Source organism: Streptomyces sp. NPDC046876, assembly GCF_040645035.1.
Classification (GTDB): domain Bacteria; phylum Actinomycetota; class Actinomycetes; order Streptomycetales; family Streptomycetaceae; genus Streptomyces.
In genome coordinates this window covers 58,066-76,346 of the sequence record NZ_JBEYXK010000014.1, presented here as the reverse complement: position 1 = coordinate 76,346, position 18,281 = coordinate 58,066, and the positions used below count along the sequence as shown (strand labels likewise).

The window sequence follows — 18,281 nt, the reverse complement described above, 5'->3', positions numbered from 1 at the left end:
CCCGTTGGATGACCACAGGTTCTCGCGTCTTTGCGAGCCGTTCCGCTCCCGGAGTGCAGACGAGACGTGGCCGCTGTCACACTCGCAAGATCACGCAGATCCGTTCACGCAAAACAACGAGCACACCGCCCGCAGGCGGCATGCCCGTTCACCTATTCGAATACGTCTACGAAATCAGACCGGACTTCCGGGCACCTGTCGCCCCAGCACGGAGATCCGGTCTCTGAGAATGCAGGAGATCTCTCTTCGCTCCTGCTCGGTTAGGGTGCCCAGCAGGGCAGCCAATTCCTCCTGCCAGTCGGTCCGGGGTGGACTGAGGAGTCTCTCATGGTCAACCGCCCAGTCCAGAACCTGTCGCACCTGATCGGGGTGCCTGAGCAACCAGAGCGCCGCGAGGGACACGGGACCAGCACGGAGCGCCTGAAGGCAGAACTCGTACTCACCGCGCCGGCTGGTAGTCCAGGAATAGCGGACACCCTCGTCCTCCGTTTGACCCAGCAGAAGCTCCTCGCCGGATTCCCGAAGTCGCACGTCGAAGACCTGGTAGCTCAGACCCGCCGCCTCCACACGCTGCGGCGAAGCGAGGTGCTGCATGATCTCCGGCGCCCCGAGCCCATTGCCAGCCATGGCCTGCGTCTCAGCCAAGCGGCGCAGAGCCCCAGTGAGATGAGTGCGCACCACATCCCAGCCATACATGGTCTTGGTACGCACGACCCGCACTGGATCGTGCACCCACCATGACACCCACAGGTCCACCGACTCCGCCCCATAGACCGTGGGAAGTCCTACGGCCCGGGTGTCAATGTGCTCTGCCATGTCGACGTGGAACGAGTCGGCGTAGCGGCCGATGACGCCCGGAACGGACGCCTCGTCGGGCAGCGGCACATACGCCCCGGTTTCCTCGGGGTCCCCGCGGCGACCGAGTACGAAATAGGCACCTTCCTCGTTCCTCAGCACAAGAGACCGTTCCCTTTTGGCTAACCAGCGGTAAGCCAAAATGTCGATCCACGGCGCTCCGGCCGCTCGAACAAACAGACGATCGTCGGGTTCGTCGCTCATGCCGCCCCCCTCTGAGCCCCATTACGCCAACCATTGAGTGCATCACGAGCAATGTCGCGACCCACCCAGCCATCGGTGTCACCTTGATCCAGTTCCACAAACAGCCGGAAAGCGCCATGCTGCATGAAGCCACTCAGAGTGGAATAAAGGTGTTCTACTGCCTGGGCCGCAACCTCGTCCCACCGCGCCAATGCGGACCAGCGCAGCAGCGCCGCGCAGGTGACTTCGAACGAACCCTCTGCGTTCAACGCTTGCTGAATCGCCTCAGCGATCAGTCGCCCATACGCCGTCCGACTGGCGAGCTCCTGCTGGAACCACCGGGGATACTCGAGCAACTGGCCGAACATCACCAAGAGCTGCTCCTTGGCCGCCTGATTCTCGCGCAGCCAGCTGAGAAGCTGATCGACAACGTTCTGCTCATTACCAGCCTGGAACAGGCGTACGATCGCCGCCCGCAGGGCCAGACCTACTCGCGCTTCGCCTTTGTCTTCCTGCACATCGCCGCCCACGGCACCGAGCAATAAGGTGCGCAGCAGACGCAACGCCACATCGGGACGTGACAGGCCGAACGCGGCTCCGCACGCGTAGGCCACGGTCGTTCTGAGGTGAGGACTGGCTGCAAGACTCCAGCGATGGAGGCGATAGCGCACCTCCGCCACGAGAACGGGATCCTCAGCGGCGATGCCCAGGGCATGGGCGGCTATGAGACGACTGGTCGTGCGCTCGGAGTCCGCCAAAGCCTGGAGGTGGCGCAGCGCGCGACGCCCACCTCCCCAGCTCGCGGCCATCCCCATGACCCGGCCTACCGGGAGGGTCAGTTCACTGTCGCGTTCGACGTTGCGCATCCACGTGACGAGCAACGCAGAGAGTTGTCCGTACTCGCGCCACACATGCCTCAGCACAGCTTCGGCCTGTCCGTGCCGGACGAACGCGACCGGTTCCACCGTGTGCAAGTAGGCTCCCCCCGTCCGGATCTCGCGAGGCTGGCGGGAGGCGCGGATCGCGCGCAGCAGGTCTGTCAAAGGACGCCGGAATACGAACTCGCGGTTGGGACGATCCCGTTTCTCCGTACCTTGAGTATCGGCCGGAGGGAGCATCTCCGTCAGACGCCCATCGGAAAGCTCCAGCAGCCGGTCGGCTTCCTCTCGAACGATCCTGTGGTCCAACCCCTCATAGACACAGGTGGCCAGCAGGAAGGCCAATCCGTCCGGGTCGGCACGTAGCTGCTGTAGAAGTTCCGGCACTTCTTGTTCGGCCCGGTAGCTCAGCCGGGCTCGAAGATCCCCGAGTTCGCTGGGGTTGCCGTCCGCCGACACAATGGCCGTCACCAGTTCTACCACTTCGGCCGGCACCAGCTCGGGGACGAGGAGTTCTCCCAGCAGGTCGCGACCCAGAGCATCCAGCAATCGTTCGCGCTCGTGCTGATCCGGTGCCACTGCTTCGAAGCGACTGCCGAAGACCACGGAGGGCGGGGGCGGATCGCAGCTGATGGGGCTGACATGGAGATCCTGTTCGACGCGGCGCAGCAAGGCTTCGTCATCGGGCAGGACGATCACCATGTATGCGTTGGCCTTCTCCAGCAGGGAACGAATGTGTCCGAGCACGCCCGGCCCTAGCGGTCGCGCCGGGAAGAGTCCGTCAACGAGGTAGCCGCGTGCGTCACCATCAGTGGGCCGCCACCGGTCCAGTTCGGTGACGCTGTCCAAGGCGCGCAAGGGGGCTCCGTATCCGCATACCCGACGCAGTAGATTGAGCGCTGCAGTGCGACGCCCGGAGCCTGGACGTCCGGTCAGGAAGAGCAGACCCTTGTCCAGCTCCGTCAGTGCAGTGCCGAATCCGTCCGGTTCCGCGAACCCGAATGCGGCCGCTTCCACCTCGGTGTCCGGGATTGGCCCCTCATGCACTCTGGCCGCCTGCGCTGTGCGCCCTTCGTTGCTCGATGCGTTGTGCACACGTTGACCCCCATGTACAGCCCCTGTGTTGATGTTGGCGTACGGGGCGTAAACGGAGGGACCGGGGCCGCCCGAGGATCCAGCGATGGCATCGATCAGCTCGGAGATATCGTGCTCGAGTTCCGTATGGAGGACGTCACCGTCGGGCGATTGGTCCTCGGATGCTGGGTCCGCGAGGCTAGCCGGTCCCGCGTGCGTCGTCGCTTCGTCCGGGGTCACGAGTGCCCCTGGTACTTATTCCCGCGGATCTGGTCCCCCTGGGGGCCTCGCACGCGGCCGGCTTTGTTTCCTTCCACGTGGTCGCCGGCGACGTGGTAGTTGCCCACAGTCTGGCCACCGTGCAGCGTGCCCGTGTTGATGTTTCCGTTGGGCGCGTTATTGGTGACGCGGGAATCGTGGACCCTGCCCCGTTGCTGTTCCGGCCGGGCCTCTCCCTGCACCGGCGTCTGGGACTCAGGCGTGGCCAGAGCCTCATCGTGCAGCGGTCCGGAAGGCTGCGGCACGTAAATCCAGGCCCGCTGGGCGAAGACCTTGCCCTCCACAGTCGCAGGGACCTCGATGAAGTGGTCCGGGTGTCGCCCCGTGTAGCCGCCGGCCACGGCGTCTTCGTAGCAGCGGTCCGAGAGGACGGCCGCCACATGGGTGATGCTCTCCTTGTGCGAAGCGAGCACCGCCTTCACTGGTCGCGAATCGAGCAGGCGATGCGTGTCGTTGCGCGCGGTCCCATTGCCGCCGAACTCGTCCCCGGTGTCCGGCAACGGGCCGATGTTCAGGCTGACACGAAGCCTGATGGGCACCACCCCGTGCGACAGGACGTTGAAGTCGGTAAGGACGTCTTGGAGCGTGAGCAGCCATGGGTGAATCACGAAGGGCATCTGTGAGGGATCGAATCCAAAGACGTATCCGTCGCCCGTCGAAGCGGGAAACTTGCGCCTATCCCACAGCTCCTGCAGCCCGGCGCGGGCCAGGGAAGTTTGGATCAGGTCGGGAACGGCCCGGCTGATGACCTCGTGCTCGATGGCAGGGTGTCCCGTGAATCCCTTGGCATCCACGGCAAGAATCCCCTGATAGGGAGGCAGAGTGCGGCTTTGTGTGTACGGGGCCGCAGTCGCCCGAGGCAGTCCGGCACTGCTTTCGCTCATGTGTGTCTCCTCTGTGAAGCTCCGCATGGACCGAGCGGAGAGGGGGCGCAGTCTCTTTGCCCAGTGAGAGCTTCACAGTGAGCGGTCGGACGTTCCGCTCCGCGAGTGCGGACGCCGAGTGACGTACGACACAGCGCGGATCACGCGCCGTCGGAGGCGGTCACCACCTCCTTCAAAGCGGTGACATCGATGACTTTGATGCGGCTCTTCGTGGCGCTCACCCGTCCCGGACCCAGCCGTTTCAGGGCCTCGCTAACCGCATTGCGGCCCACTCCGATGTGCTGGGCCAGCTCTGGCCTCGTGAGGGTGAAGGAGTCCACGCCGCCGGACACCTCGACCAGACGGATCAGCGCCTTGGCAAGACGCTCGTGCACGGCGCCGTCGCATGCCTCCGTCTGCTCCCGCAGCCGACTGGCAGCGACTACGGCAAGGGGGTACGCCAGCTGGTGTTCCTGCACGAAGCTCCGGAAGTCATCGTTGAAGACAACGAAGGCTTTGCACATGCTCATCGCCCGGACGTCAGCCAACCGCTCGCCGTCGTGCTCCACCGCCATCTCACCCAGGATTTCACCCGGTCCGCGAAAAGCGAGGAGCCGCTCTTTGCCGTCCCGACCCGTGCGAACCACTTTCACCATTCCACTGACTAGGGCCAGCACATGCTTCCCCCCTGGCCCTTGCCGCAACAGAGTTCGACCTCTCGGATACGTCTGTAACGGATAGCGCGCCAGACCGGCCCACGCCTCTTCCGGCACGAGGTCCCTGAGGACCGGCACCGAACGGAAACGATGTTCGCTCATGCGATCACGCTAGATGAGCCAGCTTCTCGATGAGTACGGAATGCCGGGTTCCGACTCTTCGGTGGCACGATGCGGCCGAAACCGTCTCCTCTGGCGGATTCCCGTTCCCTGCCAGCTGAGGACGCCAGGGGCCAGCCCCACACGGAGTTGGGTAGATATCCGGATCGTTCTGGTGAGCGGCTGTGGAGATGCTGGGAGTGGCGTCCTGCGCCGCTTATCCGACGATTCGTAGGTTGACAAAATGCGAGGCAGGGTGGCGTTCCCTCCCGGCGGAGGGCTGGGCGGCGCAGGGTTGTGTCGGCGGCGGTTGCGGTGGCCCTCGGGGGCTGGGGCGGTTGCTCCGGCGCCGCCTGCCGGGGCCGCGGGCGTCCGGCCAGACAGCGTCCGGCCGGCCATGGAGGCACTGGTGCACTCCGACGGGCTGCCTGCCGCGCTGGCGAGCGTCCAGGGGCCCGACGGGCGCCTGCGCACCTACACCGCGGTCGGCGACCTGGCCACCGGCTCGAAGGTGCCCGGGGACGGCCACGTGCGCGTGGGGAGCAACACCAAGACGTTCACCGCGGTGGTCGTGCTGCAACCGGTCGGCGAGGAGAGGATCCGCCTCGACGCCCCGGTCGAGAGCTGTCGCCGCATCACCGTGCGCCGGCTCCTCCAGCAGACCAGCGGACTGCACAACTACACCAGGGCCGACCTGCAGCCCCGGTACTACGACCCCCGCGAACTCCCCCGGCTTCGCCCTCCGGTACGAGGCCGACTTCGCGCCCGGGGTGAGATGGGCGTACAGCAACACGGACTACGTACTGGCCGGCCTGCTCGTCCAGGAGGTCACCGGCCGCCCGCTCGCCGAGGAGATGGACCGGCGCATCATCCGGCACGTCGGCCTGCGCCACACCTCCTTCCCCGCTCCGGGCGAGGTGACCCTCCGCGCGCCCCATCCCCGCGGCGACCACCGGGATGCGGCAGGCGGGCCGCTGCGCGACGTCACGGGCCTGGATCCCTGGGCCTGGGCGGCGGGTCAGATGGTCTCCACCAACTCCGACCTCAACCGGTTCGTCAGCACGCTGCTGGTCGGCCGTCTCCTTCTCGCCGCCCAGCTCGACCAAATGCGTACGACCGTCCCCGCCGGACGCCCCTTCGGCCCGGGTGCCCGCTACGGGCTCGGGCTCATCGGTACGCCGCTGTCGTGCGGCGGGCTCTCCTGGGGCCACGGCGGCAGCTTCCCCGGGTACGAGACCCGGGGCGGCGTCATCGGCGACGGGCGCGCCGCCCATGTCGCGGTGCCCGCCAGGCCGTCCGAGGGGGCGGCCATGGAGCGGTTGCAGAGCGCCGTGGACGCGGCCCTGTGCTGACCATGCCTCCCGGCTCAGGTGTGGCTGATGACGACCTTGCCGAAGGCGCCGCCCGCGGCGTAGTGGCGGTAGGCCTCCGCGGCCTCGTCGAAGAGGAAGACGCGGTCGATCAGGGGGCGCAGGCCGTGGGCCTCGACAAGGGCGTTCATGGCGGTGAACTGAGCGCGGCTGCCGACCGCCACGCTGCGGATGGTCGCGCCGGCGGCGAAGAGGGCCCGGGGGTCGAGGGGAGCTGCGCTCCGGCCGACGAAGCCGACGCATGCGATGGTGCCGGCGAGGGCGATGGCGCGGACCGACTCGTGGAGGAGTCCGGCGACGTCGACGATGCGGTCGGCGCCGCGGCCGTAGGTGAGGGTGCGGACCTCGCCGGCCCAGTCGGGTGTCGCCGCGTAGTCCACGGCGTGGTCGGCGCCGAGCCCGCGCAGGCGTGCGGCCTTGGCGGGGCTGCTGGTCGTGGCGATCACGCGGGCGCCGAGCGCCTTGGCGAACTGCAGCGCGAAGAGGGAGACGCCGCCGGAGCCCTGCACCACGACGGTGTCGCCGGGGCGGACGCCGGCTCCGTCGCCGGTGAGCGCGTTCCAGGCGGTGACCGCCGCGCAGGGCAGTGTCGCGGCTTCCTCGTACGTGAGGTGTGCGGGAACGGCGACGAGTGAGTCCGCGTCCGCCACGGCCAGTTCGGTGAGCATGCCGTCCAGGGAGCCGCCACGCTGGGGAAGGTGCTCGACGGCGAACGGCCCGTCCTGCCAGGAGGGGAAGAGCGTGGCGGCGACGCGGTCACCGACACGAACGGTGTGGACGCCCGGGCCGACTGCGACCACGTCGCCGGCGCCGTCCGAGACGGGGACGACGTCCGGCTTGACCGGCAGGACGTACGTCCCGTCGAGCACCATGAGTTCGCGGCGGCTCAGGGAGGTCGCCCGCACCGCCACCAAGGCCTGGCCGGGGCCGGGCGCGGGGGTGTCGTGCTCGCGCACGGCCAGGCCGGACAGTCCGGCCCCGCTGTGTGACAGGTGGTAGCTGCGCATCGGGGTCACTCCCCCGCGGTCTTGCTGAAGCCGAGGTCCTCGGCGATCAGGTCGGCCAGGCGACGGGCCTCGTGCTCGGTGAACGCGCGGGTGAAACGCTCGATGACCTCAGTGGTGGTGCGGGCGCGCATGACTCCTCCTCAGGAGAGATCGACCGTTCGGTCTACTTCAATAGATAGACCGGTTGTTCTACGGGGTCAAGGGCTGCCACAATGCCGGCATGACCACCTCCGCCGCCAAGCCGGGTCCCCGCGAACGACTGCTGCTCGCCGCCCAGGAGCTGACCTACGCCCAGGGCGTCGGTGTCGGCGTCGACGCCCTGCTCAAGGCGGCCGGCGTCGCCCGGCGCTCGCTGTACGAGCACTTCGGGGGCAAGGACGGGCTCATCGCCGAGGTACTGCGCCGCAGCACCGCCGAGGACGAGCAGCAGTACCGTGCGACGATGGCCGCCGCGGGCGACGACCCCAGGGCCCGGCTCCTCGCGGTGGTCGACCGGCTCGGGCGCATCGCCTCCGACCCCGGCTTCCACGGCTGCCGGTACCTTGCCGCCGATCTCGCCCTCACGGACCCCGCGCACCCGGGACACGAGGTGACCCGGGCCTACCGGCGCGCCCTGCACCGCCTGTTCGCCGACGAGTTCGTCGCCCTGGGGCACACGCGACCGTCCTTCGCCGCCGACCAGCTGCTCATCCTCGTCGACGGGCTCCTCGCCGCCGGTGCGACCCGCCCCGACAGCAGCCCTGCCGCCGCCTCCCGCGCACTCGCCGAGCACGTCATCGACTCGGGCCTTGACGCGTGAGCCGGCCCGCCGGCCGGTGACCGGGCCGTTCGCCCGGTCACCGTGCCGCCGCGGTCAGGCCGCCGTCTGCCCGCCGGCGGATCCCGGTGCGGCGATCGCGTGTTCCGCGGCCCGGCTGACCTGCTCCCACGCGGACCAGGTGTCCATCCGACGCCGGGCTATGTCGAACGCGAGGTCGTAGACCATGCTGCCCAGCAGGAGGCGCAGCGGGGGTTCGTCGCTGTCGACGAGCTTCAGCAGGGCCTGCGCCGCGAGCTTCGGGTCGCTGTCGACGGACCCCTCGGCGAACTGCTTCTGCAGTTCCTCCCGCAGCGGGCCGTACGCCTCCAGCGGGCTGGTGCTGCTCATGGCGGCGTAGAGGTCGGTCCAGTAGCCGCCGGGCTGGATGACGCTCACCTTGACGCCGAATCCGGCCGCCTCCATGGCGAGGGCCTCGCTGAGCCCTTCGAGCGCGAACTTGCTGGCGCTGTAGAGGCCGGTGCTCGGGAAGCCGCCCAGCGCGGCGATGCTGGAGACCTGTACGAGGTGGCCCGAGCCCTGGGCGCGCAGCGTGGGCATCACCGCCTGCGCCACCCACAGTGCGCCGAAGAAGTTGAGCTCCATCTGCGCCCGGGCCTCGGCCTCGGTGAACTCCTCGACCATGCCCATCGACAGCGAGCCGGCGTTGTTGACCACGATGTCGAGCCGCCCGAAGTGCCCCACGGCCTCGGCGACGGCCGCGAACACCGCAGCGCGGTCGGTCACGTCGACGCTCAGGGGCAGGACGCGCCCGGGGTGTGCGGCGGCCAGCTCCTCCAGCGGCGCGGCGGTCCGTGCGGCGATCGCCATCCGGTCCCCCGCGGCCAGCGCCGCGTCGGCGAAGGCGCGGCCGAGACCCCGGCTGGCGCCGGTGATGAACCAGACGCGGCCGGTGTTCCCGTCTGCGGTCGGCATATGTGCTACTCCCTGTCGATAGCCGAGACGTTTCGTCTCATTGGGCGGTCGTGCAGCACCGCTGAACTCCACCCGGAGGAGGGGTGTTCAGAAGTTGATCATGTGGCCGGCGATGCCGTGGATCGCTTCCTTCACGGCCTCGCCGAGCGTCGGGTGGGCGTGGATGTTGCGTGCCACCTCGTGCACGGTCAGGTCCCACTGCTGGGCCAGGGTCAGCTCCGGCAGCAGTTCGGTGACGTCGGGGCCGATCAGGTGGGCACCGAGGAGCTCGCCGTGCGTGGCGTCGGCGACGATCTTCACGAAGCCGGTCGGATCGCCCAGCCCGTGGGACTTGCCGTTGGCGGTGAACGGGAAGCTGGCGACCTTGACGTCGTAGCCCTTCTCGCGGGCCTGCTTCTCGGTCCAGCCGAAGCTGGCGATCTGCGGCTGGCAGTAGGTGGCCCGCGGGATCATCGGGTAGTCGAGCTCCATGGTCTCGGCGCCCGCGATGGTTTCGGCGGCGACGACGCCCATGGCCTCTGCGGTGTGCGCGAGCATCAGCTTCGCGGTCACGTCGCCGATGGCGTAGATGTGCGGCACGGAGGTGCGGCAGCGGCCGTCGACGTCGATCGCACCGCGCTCGGTGAGGGCGACCCCGGTGGCCTCCAGGCCGTAGCCGGAGACGTTGGGCGCGAAGCCGATGGCCTGCAGCACCTTGTCGGCCTCCAGGACCCGCTGTGCGCCGTCCTTGCCGGTGACGGTGACACGGACCTGCGGGCCGGACTCGTCGATCGAGTCGACCCGGGTCGAGGTGAGCACGTCGATGCCGAGCTTGCGGTACTGCTTGGCCAGCTCCTTGGAGACGTCCTCGTCCTCCAGCGGGGCGATCCGGTCCAGGAACTCGACGACGGTGACCTTCACACCGTAGTTGTGCAGGACGTACGCGAACTCGATCCCGATCGCGCCGGCGCCCGCGATGACGATCGACTGCGGCAGGTCCTCGGCGAGGATCTGTTCCTCGTACGTCACCACGCGCGTGCTGCGGGCGGTGCCGGGCAGCAGACGCGGGGTGGCCCCCGTGGCGATGACGCAATGGCCGAAAGTGATCGTTTGCGCGGTGCCGTCGACCCCGTTCACCTGGAGGGTGTTCGCGTCGATGAAGGTGCCCCGGCCGTCGAACTCGGTGATCCCGTTCTTCTTCATCAGGTAGTGGACGCCCTTCACCCGGCCGTCGGCGACCCGGCGGCTGCGCCGGAACGCCTCGCCGTAGTCGAAGGACACCGTGCCGTCGACCTTGATGCCGAAGGTCTTGGCCTCGCGCTGGAAGATGTGGGCGAGCTCGGCGTTGCGCAGCAGCGCCTTGGTCGGGATGCAGCCGACGTTCAGACAGACGCCGCCCCAGTACCTCTCCTCGACGACCGCGACCTGCAGGCCCAGCTGGGCGGCGCGGATGGCGGCCACGTAACCGCCGGGGCCGGCCCCGAGTACGACGACATCGAAGTGCGTGTGCATGTGGATTCCTCAGAGTGGGAAGCAGGGGTGCCAGGATCCCCCGGTCCGGGGCGGGGTCCGGCCGGACGCGCCGCGAACACGCCAAACCGTCAAGGCGGTCAGGGGGCGTTGACAACCAGGTGCAGCGGGCCGACCACGCCCTGGCACACAGCCTCCTCCGAGGCCGCGGCGGGATCAACGCAAAGATCGTGCACCCATCGATAACGCAGCAGTTATCGCAGGACGGGTTTGCAACCCGTCATCCGCAAAGTCCCGGTTCCTGCCACCCGACGCCCCGCAGCGATCGCGCCACATGTCCGACAACGGCCTTAAATCGCCGCTAAGTTATGCCCAAAAGGTGACTGTCTGCTGTCTGACCTGGTCGGATAGCAATGACCCGGCGCCTGGAACGGCCTGCCGACGGTCGGCGGCGATCCCAGCGTGTCTCGAAAGGAACCCCTCATGCTCCGCACTCGTTACGCCGCCGCTCTGGCCACCATGGCCTTCACCGCCCTGGCGGTCACCGCGAGCCCCGCCTCGGCGGCGCCCGGCGACACGCTCACCATGTGCTCGAGCACGCTCACCCCGGACGGCTGGGTGGACGTCCAGTGGTGGAACAGCGGCGGCTGCGGCTCCGGTTTCAACCCCAACACCAAGCAGATCAAGGACCTCCGCGGCTACCCGGTCGGCACCCAGGTCAACGCCTGTGCCTCCACGTGGGCGCCCGCCGGCTGGACCGTCGTCAGCAGCTACTACTCCAGCGGCTGCCGCTACTCCTCCGTGCCGAGCTTCAACGCCAACACCTGGACCCTGAAGCGCACCTCCTGATCCCTCACGACCCGCCACCGGGCGCCGCAGCCGGCTTCCACCGCCGACTGCGGCGCCCGGCGCCGTCACCACTGCCGCCGGGGGCGGCTCAGGAGGCGCGATGGTAGTACTGGGCGAGCCGGGCCAGGGCGACGGCGCCCAGGAGCAGTCCGAAGTCGCGCAGCGCGATGTCGTAGTAGCCGGGGATCGTCAGCAGGTTGACGATGATGCCCGCGAGCCAGCCGGCCACCAGCCAGCCGCCGAAGCGCGGGGCGACCGCCACCACGATGCCGGCGACGATCTCGATCACGCCGACCGCGTACATGGCGGCTTGGGCGCTCCCCGGGACGATGTCGTCGATCCAGGGCGCGAGGTACATCGGCCAGTCGACGAGCAGGTTGGTGAACTTGTCGAGGCCGAACAGGATCGGGGCCACCGTGAATCCGGCGCGCAGGATCAGGAAGGCCTGGCGACCGGGATCAGCGAGGCCGGTGCGCCGGTGCGCGACGGGGGCGGGGGTTGTGGACGTCATGACAGCCTCCTTCTAAAAGCAGCCTTCATTAACGATAGAATCCCCGGTTCCGTCTTTAGTCAAGAGCCATTGGTTTTACACTGGCACCGTGGACCACCCGAAGCACGCAGAGGACGCGACGAACCGCCTGGGCGCGGACGTCTCCGCGGTCGCCGCCCTCGACGAGCCGAACCGCAGGCGCCTCTACGCGTACGTGGGCCGGCAGCCCGCACCCGTCAGCCGCGACGAGGCCGCCGAGGCGCTGGGCCTCGCACGGCAGACCGCCGCGTTCCACCTGGACCGCCTGGCCCGGGAATCACTGCTCGACGTCGTCTACGAACGGCGTACGGGACGCACGGGCCCCGGAGCCGGCCGGCCGGCCAAGCTCTACCAGCGCTCCCTCCGGCACGTCGAGGTCAACCTGCCCGACCGGCGCTACGAGCTGGCCGGCCGGCTCCTCGCCCAGGCCGTCGAGGAGGCAGAGGCGACCGGCGAGCCGGTCCGCGCCGTGCTGCACCGCAAGGCCGAGGAGTTCGGCACCCAGCTGGGCCGGCAGTCCACGGCGGGCATCGTCGAGGTGCTCGAACGGGGCGGCTTCGAACCGCGGCCCGAGGGAGAGGGCGAAGGCGAGGCCATCGTGCTGGCCAACTGCCCCTTCCACGCCTTGGCCCGCGAGCACACCCGGACCGTCTGCGGCATGAACCTCCACCTCCTCGGCGGCCTCCTGCGCGGGCTCGGCGAGGACCGTTTCGAGGCCCGCCTGGCACCCGAGCCCGGCCGGTGCTGCGTCCGCCTGGAACGACCGGACCCGCAGCACGACCGCCCTTAGAGCGCGAGGCGGCGCAGCAGGGCATGGACCGCCGCGTCGTCCGCGACGGATGCCGTGCCGATCAGCCGGGCCAGCAGCAGGGCGAAGCGGTTGTCCGGCTGGTGGACGAAGGGCTCGCCGCCCTCCCGCAACACCGCGCGGAGCCGTTCCGCCGTGAGCTGCCCGTCGCCCGCCGACGCGGTGACGAGGAACCGGGCGAGGCGCCGGTCCAGACCGGTCGGCGTCCAACGGCCCGCCGTCAGGTCGTCGGACGGATACCCGGCCGGTGTGCCGACGGAGGCGGCGGGCCGGGTGCGGTCGGCACGGTCGCCATGGGTGGTGCGGTCGGCGTGGGTGGTGCGGTCGGCGTGGGTGGTGCGGTCGATGGAGGTCGTCATGGGCGGGGCCGTGGCCTTTCCGTGAACGACGCCGGGCCGCGCGAGCGGCCCGGCGGTTGGTGGGGAGCGCAGCGAGCGCCCCGACGGTCGGGAGGTTCAGTTCGCCGGCGTGGTCCGGCGGCCGGTGGCGGCGCGCAGGATCACGGCGAGGGCGACCAGGGCGATGCCGAACCAGACCACGCTCGTGACGCCCGCGTGGTCGGCGAACAGGCCGCCGACGAGGGCGCCGAGGGCGATGCAGGTGTTGTAGGCCATGGTGTTGAGCGACATCGCGGCCTCGAAGGTCTCGGGGGCGGCCGCGAGCGTCATGTTGATCTGGCTGAGCTGGACGACGCCGAAGGCGATGCCCCACAGGACCATGGCGGCGATCACGCCGACCTCGTTCGTGCCGATGGTCAGCAGCATGACGAGAGCGGCGATCAGGAGCAGGCCTCCCGCGATGAAGCTGCCCCGCAGGCTCTTGGTGACGGTCTGCCCACCGATGAAGTTGCCGATCGCTCCGCCGATGCCGAAGACGATGAGGACGACGGTGATGAAGCCGACGGTGGCGGAGGTGCTCTCCTCCAGGTACGGGCGGACGAACGTGTAGGCGCCGAAGTGGCCGAGGACGAAGAACACGACCATGGCCAGGACGACGCGCAGCGGCACGTTCCTGACGGGCAGTCCGAAGACCTCGCGCACGGAGACGGCGTTCGCGGACGGCAGCGACGGGATCGTGAGGGCGACGGCGAGGAACACCAGGGCGCTGAGCCCGGCCCAGATCAGGAAGGTGGTGCGCCAGTCGCTCGCGCTCTCGAGCAGCGTGCCGAGCGGGATGCCGACGACCGTGGCGATCGAGATGCCGGACATCACCACGGCGGCGGCCCGGTTGGCGTGCTTCTCCGGAACGATGCGCATGGCCATGCTGACGCCGATGGCCCAGAAGACGCCGCTGGCGAAGCCCATGATCAGGCGGGTGCCCAGGATCAGCGGGTAGTTCGGGGCGACCGAGGTGATGAGGTTGCCGACGGCCAGAACGGCCAGCAGCGTGCTCAGCAGCCGGCGCCGGTTGACGCGGCGGGTCCACGCCACGATGAACGGCACGCCGAGACCGGCCGCGACGCCCTGCGCCGTGACCATGAGGCCGGCCGCGCCCACGGAGACGCCGAGGCTCTCGCTGAGGGGGGTGAGCAGGCCGATCGGCATCAGTTCGGTGGTGAGGAAGACGAAAAGGCTGGCGGTGATGGCGGCCACGCCCAGCCATCCCCGGGTCGGGGACGGGGACGCCTGCTTCTGCGGTGCGACGGGCGTGTACGTCTCTTCTCGGACGGTCATGTCATCTCTCCGGACGGGGTCAGGCGGGGCGCGGGAACGGGGGCTTCCTCGGGCTTCTTGCCGTTCGGGCGGGGCTGGCCGAGCAGGACCGCCAGGAAGATGACGACCATGCCGACGATCTGGAGGGCGGACAGCGTCTGGTCCTTGAACAGGTAGCCGAGCAGCGCCGCCACGACCGGGCTGCCCAGGGCGAGGAAGGAGACCGCCACGGCCGGCAGGCGTTCGATGCCCCGGAACCAGACGATGTAGCTCAGGACCGCGCCCAGGGTGATGAGGTAGGCGAAGCCGAAGACGTTGGAACCGGTGACACGCTCGGGAAGGTCTTCCAGCGACAGCCAGAACGGCAGCAGGACCAGGCCGCCGGCGGTGAGCTGCCACCCGGTGAACGTGAGCAGGTTGACGCCCTCGGGCCGGCCCCACCGCTTGGTCAGGGTGATGCCCGAGGCCATGCACAGCGCTCCGCCGACCGCGGCGAGCACTCCCAGGGCGTCGAGGGACCCCGCGCCCTTGAAGACGAGCAGCACCACGCCTCCCGCGCCCATGGCGCAGGCCAGCGCGTGGAGTGCTCTGATCCGCTCGCCGAGGAAGAGGGCGGCGAGGATCACGACGAACATGGGCTGCGCGGACATGATCATCGCGGCGATGCCGCCCGGCAGCCGGTAGGCCGCGACGAAGAGCAGGAAGTTGAAGGCGCCGATGTTCAGCACCCCCAGCACCAGTGCGCGCCACCACCAGATGCCCGCGGGCAGCCGCCGGCCGAGGGCCAGCAGGACCAGGCCGCCGGGCAGGGCCCGCAGGGTGGTCGCCAGGAGCGGCCGGTCCGGTGGCAGCAGTTCGGTGGTCACCAGGTACGTGCTGCCCCAGACGGCCGGCGCCAGCCCGGTGAGGGCCGCGGTGAGTACGTTCTGTCTGTTGTTCACATCGCCTCCGTCCGGCGGCTCGGTCGCTCCGGCGTGATGCTCATGGCGATCGCTCGTCCTTTCGGTGTGACGGGTGCACGGTCGCGGGGGCATGCCTCGGCGGGGTGCGCCCCGGATAGGGGGAGGGAAGGAAGGAAGAGGCCAACGGCCTTGCGGGGCACTGAGGTTGTTGCCGTGCACCGTCCTCATCAGTGTCGGCCCGGGGCCATTGATGAGTCCAACACATGCTTGTCACGCGATACATCACGCATCACGATGGATCCGTGGAGCTCCAGCAGATGCGTTACGTGATCGCCGTGGCCGAGACGAACAGCTTTACGCGAGCCGCCCAGCGCTGCCTGGTGGTGCAGTCCGCACTCAGCCACCAGATCGCGCGTCTGGAGAAGGAGCTGGGTGCGCGGCTCTTCGAACGGACCAGTCGCCGCGTCCGGTTGACCGCGGCGGGCGCGGCCTTCCTGCCCGCTGCCCGCCAGTGCCTGGACGCGGCGGAACGGGCCGCCGCCGAAGTCGCCGCCGCCGTCGGGGAGGTGCGCGGACGCCTCGCGGTGGGGCTGATCCCCACCGTCGCCGCCGTGGACGTTCCCGCCGTCCTCCGGGAGTTCCACCGGCGCCATCCGAAGGCCCGGGTCGGCCTCAGCGTGGGAGCGAGCGACGAGCTCGTCGAAAGGGTCAGGCTGGGCGAGATCGAGGTGGCCTTCCTCGGCGTCCCGGTCACGGCCCGCCCGCGCGGCGTCAAGGCCCGGGAGCTGGCCCGGGAAAGGCTGGTCGCCGTGGTCTCCCCGGACCACCCGCTCGCCGGCGAGGCCTCGGTCGATCTGCGCCGGCTCTCCTCGGAGGTGTTCGTGGACCTCCCGGCGAAGACCGCCGGCCGGGCCCAGTCGGATCTGGCCTTCGCCGCCGCGGGACTCACCCGCGAGGTCGCCTTCGAGGTGACCAACGCGGACTACCTGGCCCGGCTGGTCGGCGCGGGCCTGGGCGTGGCCCTGCTCCCGCCCGCGTACGTGGCGGGCCTGGCCGGTCTGGTCACCATCGAGGTCACGGACGCACCGGCCCGCGCGGAGTACGTGATCTGGGGCGGGGAGAGCCGCACCCCGGCGGCCGCCGCCTTCCTGGAACTGCTGGGCATCGAGGAGCAATGAGAACGGGGACCTCCCCGGAAAAGGGGAGGCCCCCGCGGGTGCCCGGTGGTCGCGCAGGTCGCGCAGGTCCCGCAGGATCAGGACAGGCGGTGCACGGTGAACTCGACCGGCACGTCGAAGACGGGCCGGGTGGTGGACAGGACCACCTCGTGGGCGAAGCCCTCGTCGGCCACCAGCTTCTCGAAGTACTCCGCGTCGCCCATCGTGCTGAAGAAGACGATCATGCGTCCCTTCTCCGTCAGGTGGGCGCGGGCCTCGCGGAAGAAGCGGGTCAGGGCCTGGTAGCCGGCGTCGGTGCCCGCGACGTCCGCGTAGTCGGTGGCGGCGAACCACTGGAACGGCGGGTTGAAGACGATCAGGTCGAAGCGGTCCTCGACCGCATCGAAGACGTCGCTCTCGCGCGCCTCGACGCGATCGGCGACCCCGTTCGACTCCGCGTTGGCGCGGACGGCGGCCACGGCGTGCGGGTTGAGGTCCACCGCCAGGACGTCGGCGCCCTTCTTCGCGGCGAGCAGGGCCAGGCAGCCGCTGCCGGTGCCCATGTCGAGGACCCGCTCACCCGGTTCGACCTCGGCGAAGACCGCGCCGCCGAGGAGCGGGGACACGGGGCAGGGCGTCATGACCTGCGCGGGGACCCGCAGGGTCAGGCCCAGGAACGGGTGCGTCTGCTCGCCCCCCTCGCCGCCGCCGTACGCGGCCATCGCCTTGCGCAGTTCCTTGATCTCCGCCACCCGCTCCGGGGAGACGAGCGGCCGGTAGGACTCGGCCTCGGACGTGGACTGGCGGTCGAGCTTCGTCATGGTGTCGCATCCGTTCGTGTGTCGTATGTCGTGTGTCGTGAGTACGCGGGGAGGCGCGGGGAGGGGGGAGGCGGGAAGCGGAAAGGGCGTCCGTCGTTCCGTCACAGGGACCGGGACGCGGCCCGGAGCCGGGCGTGCGCTGCGGCCAGCCGGCCGCCGACCTCGGCCGTGCTGACGAGCACGGCCATGTTGGCCTTGGACGAGCGGCCTTCCGTGGCCGCGTCCACCGCACGCATCAGGTACTTCGTGATCGCCTGGCCCCGGATGCCGTCCCGCTCGGCGGCGGCGACGGCCTCGGTGATCGCGGCGTCGACCTCGGCGCCGTCGACCGCGTCCTCGGGCCGGACCGGCGTGGTGACCAGGAACGAGCTGTGGTTGCCCAGCGCCCAGTGGTTCTCGATCGACCGGGCGATCACCTCGTCGTCGTCCAGCCGCACCGGGCTGCGGAAACCGCTGGACAGGCAGTAGAAGGCGGGGAAGTCGTCCGACCGGTACGAGACCACCGGTACGCACTGGGTCTCCAGGTACTCCAGCGTCAGGCCGAGGTCCAGGATCTTCTTCCCGCCGGCGCACACCACCGCGACCTTGGAGCGCGTGAACTGGATCAGGTCGGAGGACACGTCCATGGTGGCGGCCGCGCCCCGGTGCACCCCGCCGATGCCGGCCGAGGAGAAGAAGGCGATGCCGGCGCGTTCGGCCGCCACCAGGCAGGAGGCGACCGTCAGCGCACCCGCCCGGCCCTGGGCCAGGACGACGGGCAGGTCCCGGCTGCTGACCTTGGGGATGCCGGGCGTCGAGGCGAACCGGTCGATGTCGGCGTCGGTCATGCCCACCACGATCCTGCCGCTCTCCACGGCGATCGTGGCCGGGACCGAGCCGCCCGCCCGTACCGCCTCCTCGACCTTCCGGGCGGTCGCGGCGTTGTCCGGGTACGGCAGGCCGTGGGTGATGACGTTGGACTCCAGTGCCACCACCGGGCGGCCTTCGTGGAGCGCGTCGGCCACCTCGGCGCTGAAGACGAGCGGGACGTCCTGGTGGGGAAGGGGGGTCGTCATGGT

18 protein-coding genes and 1 pseudogene are annotated in these 18,281 nt (G+C 69.6%); 5 read left to right on the top strand and 14 right to left on the bottom strand.

Going from position 1 to position 18,281, the window contains the following annotated elements; translation table 11 throughout:
* Nucleotides 1–174 precede the first annotated feature (174 nt).
* From ABZ924_RS11340 to ABZ924_RS11325, 4 genes are all read right to left on the bottom strand, one after another.
* Nucleotides 175–1,059 (bottom strand): hypothetical protein, encoded by an 885-nt coding sequence (locus ABZ924_RS11340; protein ID WP_361906975.1) that lies wholly within the window; start codon nt 1,057–1,059, stop codon nt 175–177.
* Nucleotides 1,056–3,230 carry a hypothetical protein gene (locus ABZ924_RS11335; RefSeq protein ID WP_361906973.1) on the bottom strand — a complete coding sequence of 725 codons (2,175 nt, stop codon included), beginning with the start codon at nt 3,228–3,230 and terminating at the stop codon, nt 1,056–1,058. The genes ABZ924_RS11340 and ABZ924_RS11335 overlap by 4 nt, the downstream gene beginning before the upstream one ends.
* Complete coding sequence (locus ABZ924_RS11330; protein WP_361906971.1) at nt 3,227–4,153, bottom strand: hypothetical protein; 927 nt, start codon at nt 4,151–4,153, stop codon at nt 3,227–3,229. Before ABZ924_RS11330 ends, ABZ924_RS11335 begins: the two co-directional genes overlap by 4 nt.
* A 140-nt stretch (nt 4,154–4,293) precedes the next feature.
* Nucleotides 4,294–4,950, bottom strand: a complete 657-nt coding sequence (locus ABZ924_RS11325; protein WP_361906969.1) for a Crp/Fnr family transcriptional regulator — start codon at nt 4,948–4,950, stop codon at nt 4,294–4,296.
* Between the two features lie 294 nt (nt 4,951–5,244).
* On the opposite strand from ABZ924_RS11325, the pseudogene ABZ924_RS11320 reads away from it, so the two are divergent.
* Nucleotides 5,245–6,299 (top strand): annotated as a pseudogene (locus tag ABZ924_RS11320) (serine hydrolase domain-containing protein).
* 14 nt (nt 6,300–6,313) lie between these two features.
* Here the strand turns inward: ABZ924_RS11320 and ABZ924_RS11315 are convergent.
* A complete protein-coding gene (locus ABZ924_RS11315) occupies nt 6,314–7,324 on the bottom strand; it encodes an NAD(P)-dependent alcohol dehydrogenase (protein WP_361906967.1) in 1,011 nt (336 codons plus the stop codon).
* Nucleotides 7,325–7,329: 5 nt separating this feature from the next.
* Nucleotides 7,330–7,455 (bottom strand): hypothetical protein, encoded by a 126-nt coding sequence (locus tag ABZ924_RS11310; RefSeq protein WP_361906965.1) that lies wholly within the window; start codon nt 7,453–7,455, stop codon nt 7,330–7,332.
* Between the two features lie 89 nt (nt 7,456–7,544).
* Between ABZ924_RS11310 and ABZ924_RS11305 the strand changes: the two genes are divergently transcribed.
* A complete protein-coding gene (locus ABZ924_RS11305) occupies nt 7,545–8,123 on the top strand; it encodes a TetR/AcrR family transcriptional regulator (protein ID WP_361906963.1) in 579 nt (192 codons plus the stop codon).
* A gap of 54 nt (nt 8,124–8,177) precedes the next feature.
* Here the strand turns inward: ABZ924_RS11305 and ABZ924_RS11300 are convergent, their stop codons facing one another.
* Nucleotides 8,178–9,056, bottom strand: coding sequence for an SDR family NAD(P)-dependent oxidoreductase (locus tag ABZ924_RS11300; protein ID WP_361906961.1), 879 nt, complete (start codon nt 9,054–9,056; stop codon nt 8,178–8,180).
* A gap of 87 nt (nt 9,057–9,143) precedes the next feature.
* A complete protein-coding gene (gene lpdA / locus ABZ924_RS11295) occupies nt 9,144–10,547 on the bottom strand; it encodes a dihydrolipoyl dehydrogenase (RefSeq protein ID WP_361906959.1) in 1,404 nt (467 codons plus the stop codon).
* Between the two features lie 441 nt (nt 10,548–10,988).
* Between lpdA and ABZ924_RS11290 the strand changes: the two genes are divergently transcribed.
* Nucleotides 10,989–11,354 (top strand): hypothetical protein, encoded by a 366-nt coding sequence (locus ABZ924_RS11290; RefSeq protein WP_361906958.1) that lies wholly within the window; start codon nt 10,989–10,991, stop codon nt 11,352–11,354.
* 88 nt (nt 11,355–11,442) lie between these two features.
* Here the strand turns inward: ABZ924_RS11290 and ABZ924_RS11285 are convergent, their stop codons facing one another.
* Nucleotides 11,443–11,865, bottom strand: coding sequence for a hypothetical protein (locus ABZ924_RS11285; protein ID WP_361906956.1), 423 nt, complete (start codon nt 11,863–11,865; stop codon nt 11,443–11,445).
* Between the two features lie 88 nt (nt 11,866–11,953).
* Here ABZ924_RS11285 and ABZ924_RS11280 point away from each other — a divergent pair, with 88 nt between their 5' ends.
* Nucleotides 11,954–12,673, top strand: a complete 720-nt coding sequence (locus tag ABZ924_RS11280) for a helix-turn-helix domain-containing protein (RefSeq protein WP_361906954.1) — start codon at nt 11,954–11,956, stop codon at nt 12,671–12,673.
* Here ABZ924_RS11280 and ABZ924_RS11275 read toward each other — a convergent pair.
* From ABZ924_RS11275 to ABZ924_RS11265, 3 genes are all read right to left on the bottom strand, one after another.
* Nucleotides 12,670–13,050, bottom strand: coding sequence for a hypothetical protein (locus ABZ924_RS11275; protein ID WP_361906952.1), 381 nt, complete (start codon nt 13,048–13,050; stop codon nt 12,670–12,672). The two genes, ABZ924_RS11280 and ABZ924_RS11275, sit on opposite strands and share 4 nt — an antisense overlap.
* A 96-nt stretch (nt 13,051–13,146) precedes the next feature.
* On the bottom strand, nt 13,147–14,364 hold the full coding sequence (locus tag ABZ924_RS11270) for an MFS transporter (RefSeq protein WP_361906950.1): 1,218 nt from the start codon (nt 14,362–14,364) through the stop codon (nt 13,147–13,149).
* Nucleotides 14,361–15,284 (bottom strand): EamA family transporter, encoded by a 924-nt coding sequence (locus ABZ924_RS11265; RefSeq protein WP_361906948.1) that lies wholly within the window; start codon nt 15,282–15,284, stop codon nt 14,361–14,363. Before ABZ924_RS11265 ends, ABZ924_RS11270 begins: the two co-directional genes overlap by 4 nt.
* 263 nt (nt 15,285–15,547) lie before the next feature.
* Here ABZ924_RS11265 and ABZ924_RS11260 point away from each other — a divergent pair, with 263 nt between their 5' ends.
* A complete protein-coding gene (locus ABZ924_RS11260) occupies nt 15,548–16,423 on the top strand; it encodes a LysR family transcriptional regulator (RefSeq protein ID WP_361906946.1) in 876 nt (291 codons plus the stop codon).
* Nucleotides 16,424–16,500: 77 nt separating this feature from the next.
* On the opposite strand, the gene ABZ924_RS11255 is transcribed toward ABZ924_RS11260, so the two are convergent.
* Nucleotides 16,501–17,223 carry a HemK2/MTQ2 family protein methyltransferase gene (locus ABZ924_RS11255; protein ID WP_361906944.1) on the bottom strand — a complete coding sequence of 241 codons (723 nt, stop codon included), beginning with the start codon at nt 17,221–17,223 and terminating at the stop codon, nt 16,501–16,503.
* A 101-nt stretch (nt 17,224–17,324) separates the two neighbouring features.
* A complete protein-coding gene (locus ABZ924_RS11250) occupies nt 17,325–18,278 on the bottom strand; it encodes a pseudouridine-5'-phosphate glycosidase (RefSeq protein ID WP_361906942.1) in 954 nt (317 codons plus the stop codon).
* Between the last annotated feature and the right edge of the window lie 3 nt (nt 18,279–18,281).

What these genes read in the sequence shown, in the direction of transcription:
- ABZ924_RS11310 (WP_361906965.1), bottom strand. Translation starts at nt 7,455, where the DNA reads ATGCGCGCCCGCACCACCACTGAGGTCATCGAGCGTTTCACCCGCGCG.
- ABZ924_RS11290 (WP_361906958.1), top strand. Translation starts at nt 10,989, where the DNA reads ATGCTCCGCACTCGTTACGCCGCCGCTCTGGCCACCATGGCCTTCACC.
- ABZ924_RS11315 (WP_361906967.1), bottom strand. Translation starts at nt 7,324, where the DNA reads ATGCGCAGCTACCACCTGTCACACAGCGGGGCCGGACTGTCCGGCCTG.
- ABZ924_RS11305 (WP_361906963.1), top strand. Translation starts at nt 7,545, where the DNA reads ATGACCACCTCCGCCGCCAAGCCGGGTCCCCGCGAACGACTGCTGCTC.
- ABZ924_RS11340 (WP_361906975.1), bottom strand. Translation starts at nt 1,059, where the DNA reads ATGAGCGACGAACCCGACGATCGTCTGTTTGTTCGAGCGGCCGGAGCG.
- lpdA (WP_361906959.1), bottom strand. Translation starts at nt 10,547, where the DNA reads ATGCACACGCACTTCGATGTCGTCGTACTCGGGGCCGGCCCCGGCGGT.
- ABZ924_RS11255 (WP_361906944.1), bottom strand. Translation starts at nt 17,223, where the DNA reads ATGACGAAGCTCGACCGCCAGTCCACGTCCGAGGCCGAGTCCTACCGG.
- ABZ924_RS11285 (WP_361906956.1), bottom strand. Translation starts at nt 11,865, where the DNA reads ATGACGTCCACAACCCCCGCCCCCGTCGCGCACCGGCGCACCGGCCTC.
- ABZ924_RS11250 (WP_361906942.1), bottom strand. Translation starts at nt 18,278, where the DNA reads ATGACGACCCCCCTTCCCCACCAGGACGTCCCGCTCGTCTTCAGCGCC.
- ABZ924_RS11300 (WP_361906961.1), bottom strand. Translation starts at nt 9,056, where the DNA reads ATGCCGACCGCAGACGGGAACACCGGCCGCGTCTGGTTCATCACCGGC.
- ABZ924_RS11270 (WP_361906950.1), bottom strand. Translation starts at nt 14,364, where the DNA reads ATGACCGTCCGAGAAGAGACGTACACGCCCGTCGCACCGCAGAAGCAG.
- ABZ924_RS11325 (WP_361906969.1), bottom strand. Translation starts at nt 4,950, where the DNA reads ATGAGCGAACATCGTTTCCGTTCGGTGCCGGTCCTCAGGGACCTCGTG.
- ABZ924_RS11275 (WP_361906952.1), bottom strand. Translation starts at nt 13,050, where the DNA reads ATGACGACCTCCATCGACCGCACCACCCACGCCGACCGCACCACCCAC.
- ABZ924_RS11330 (WP_361906971.1), bottom strand. Translation starts at nt 4,153, where the DNA reads ATGAGCGAAAGCAGTGCCGGACTGCCTCGGGCGACTGCGGCCCCGTAC.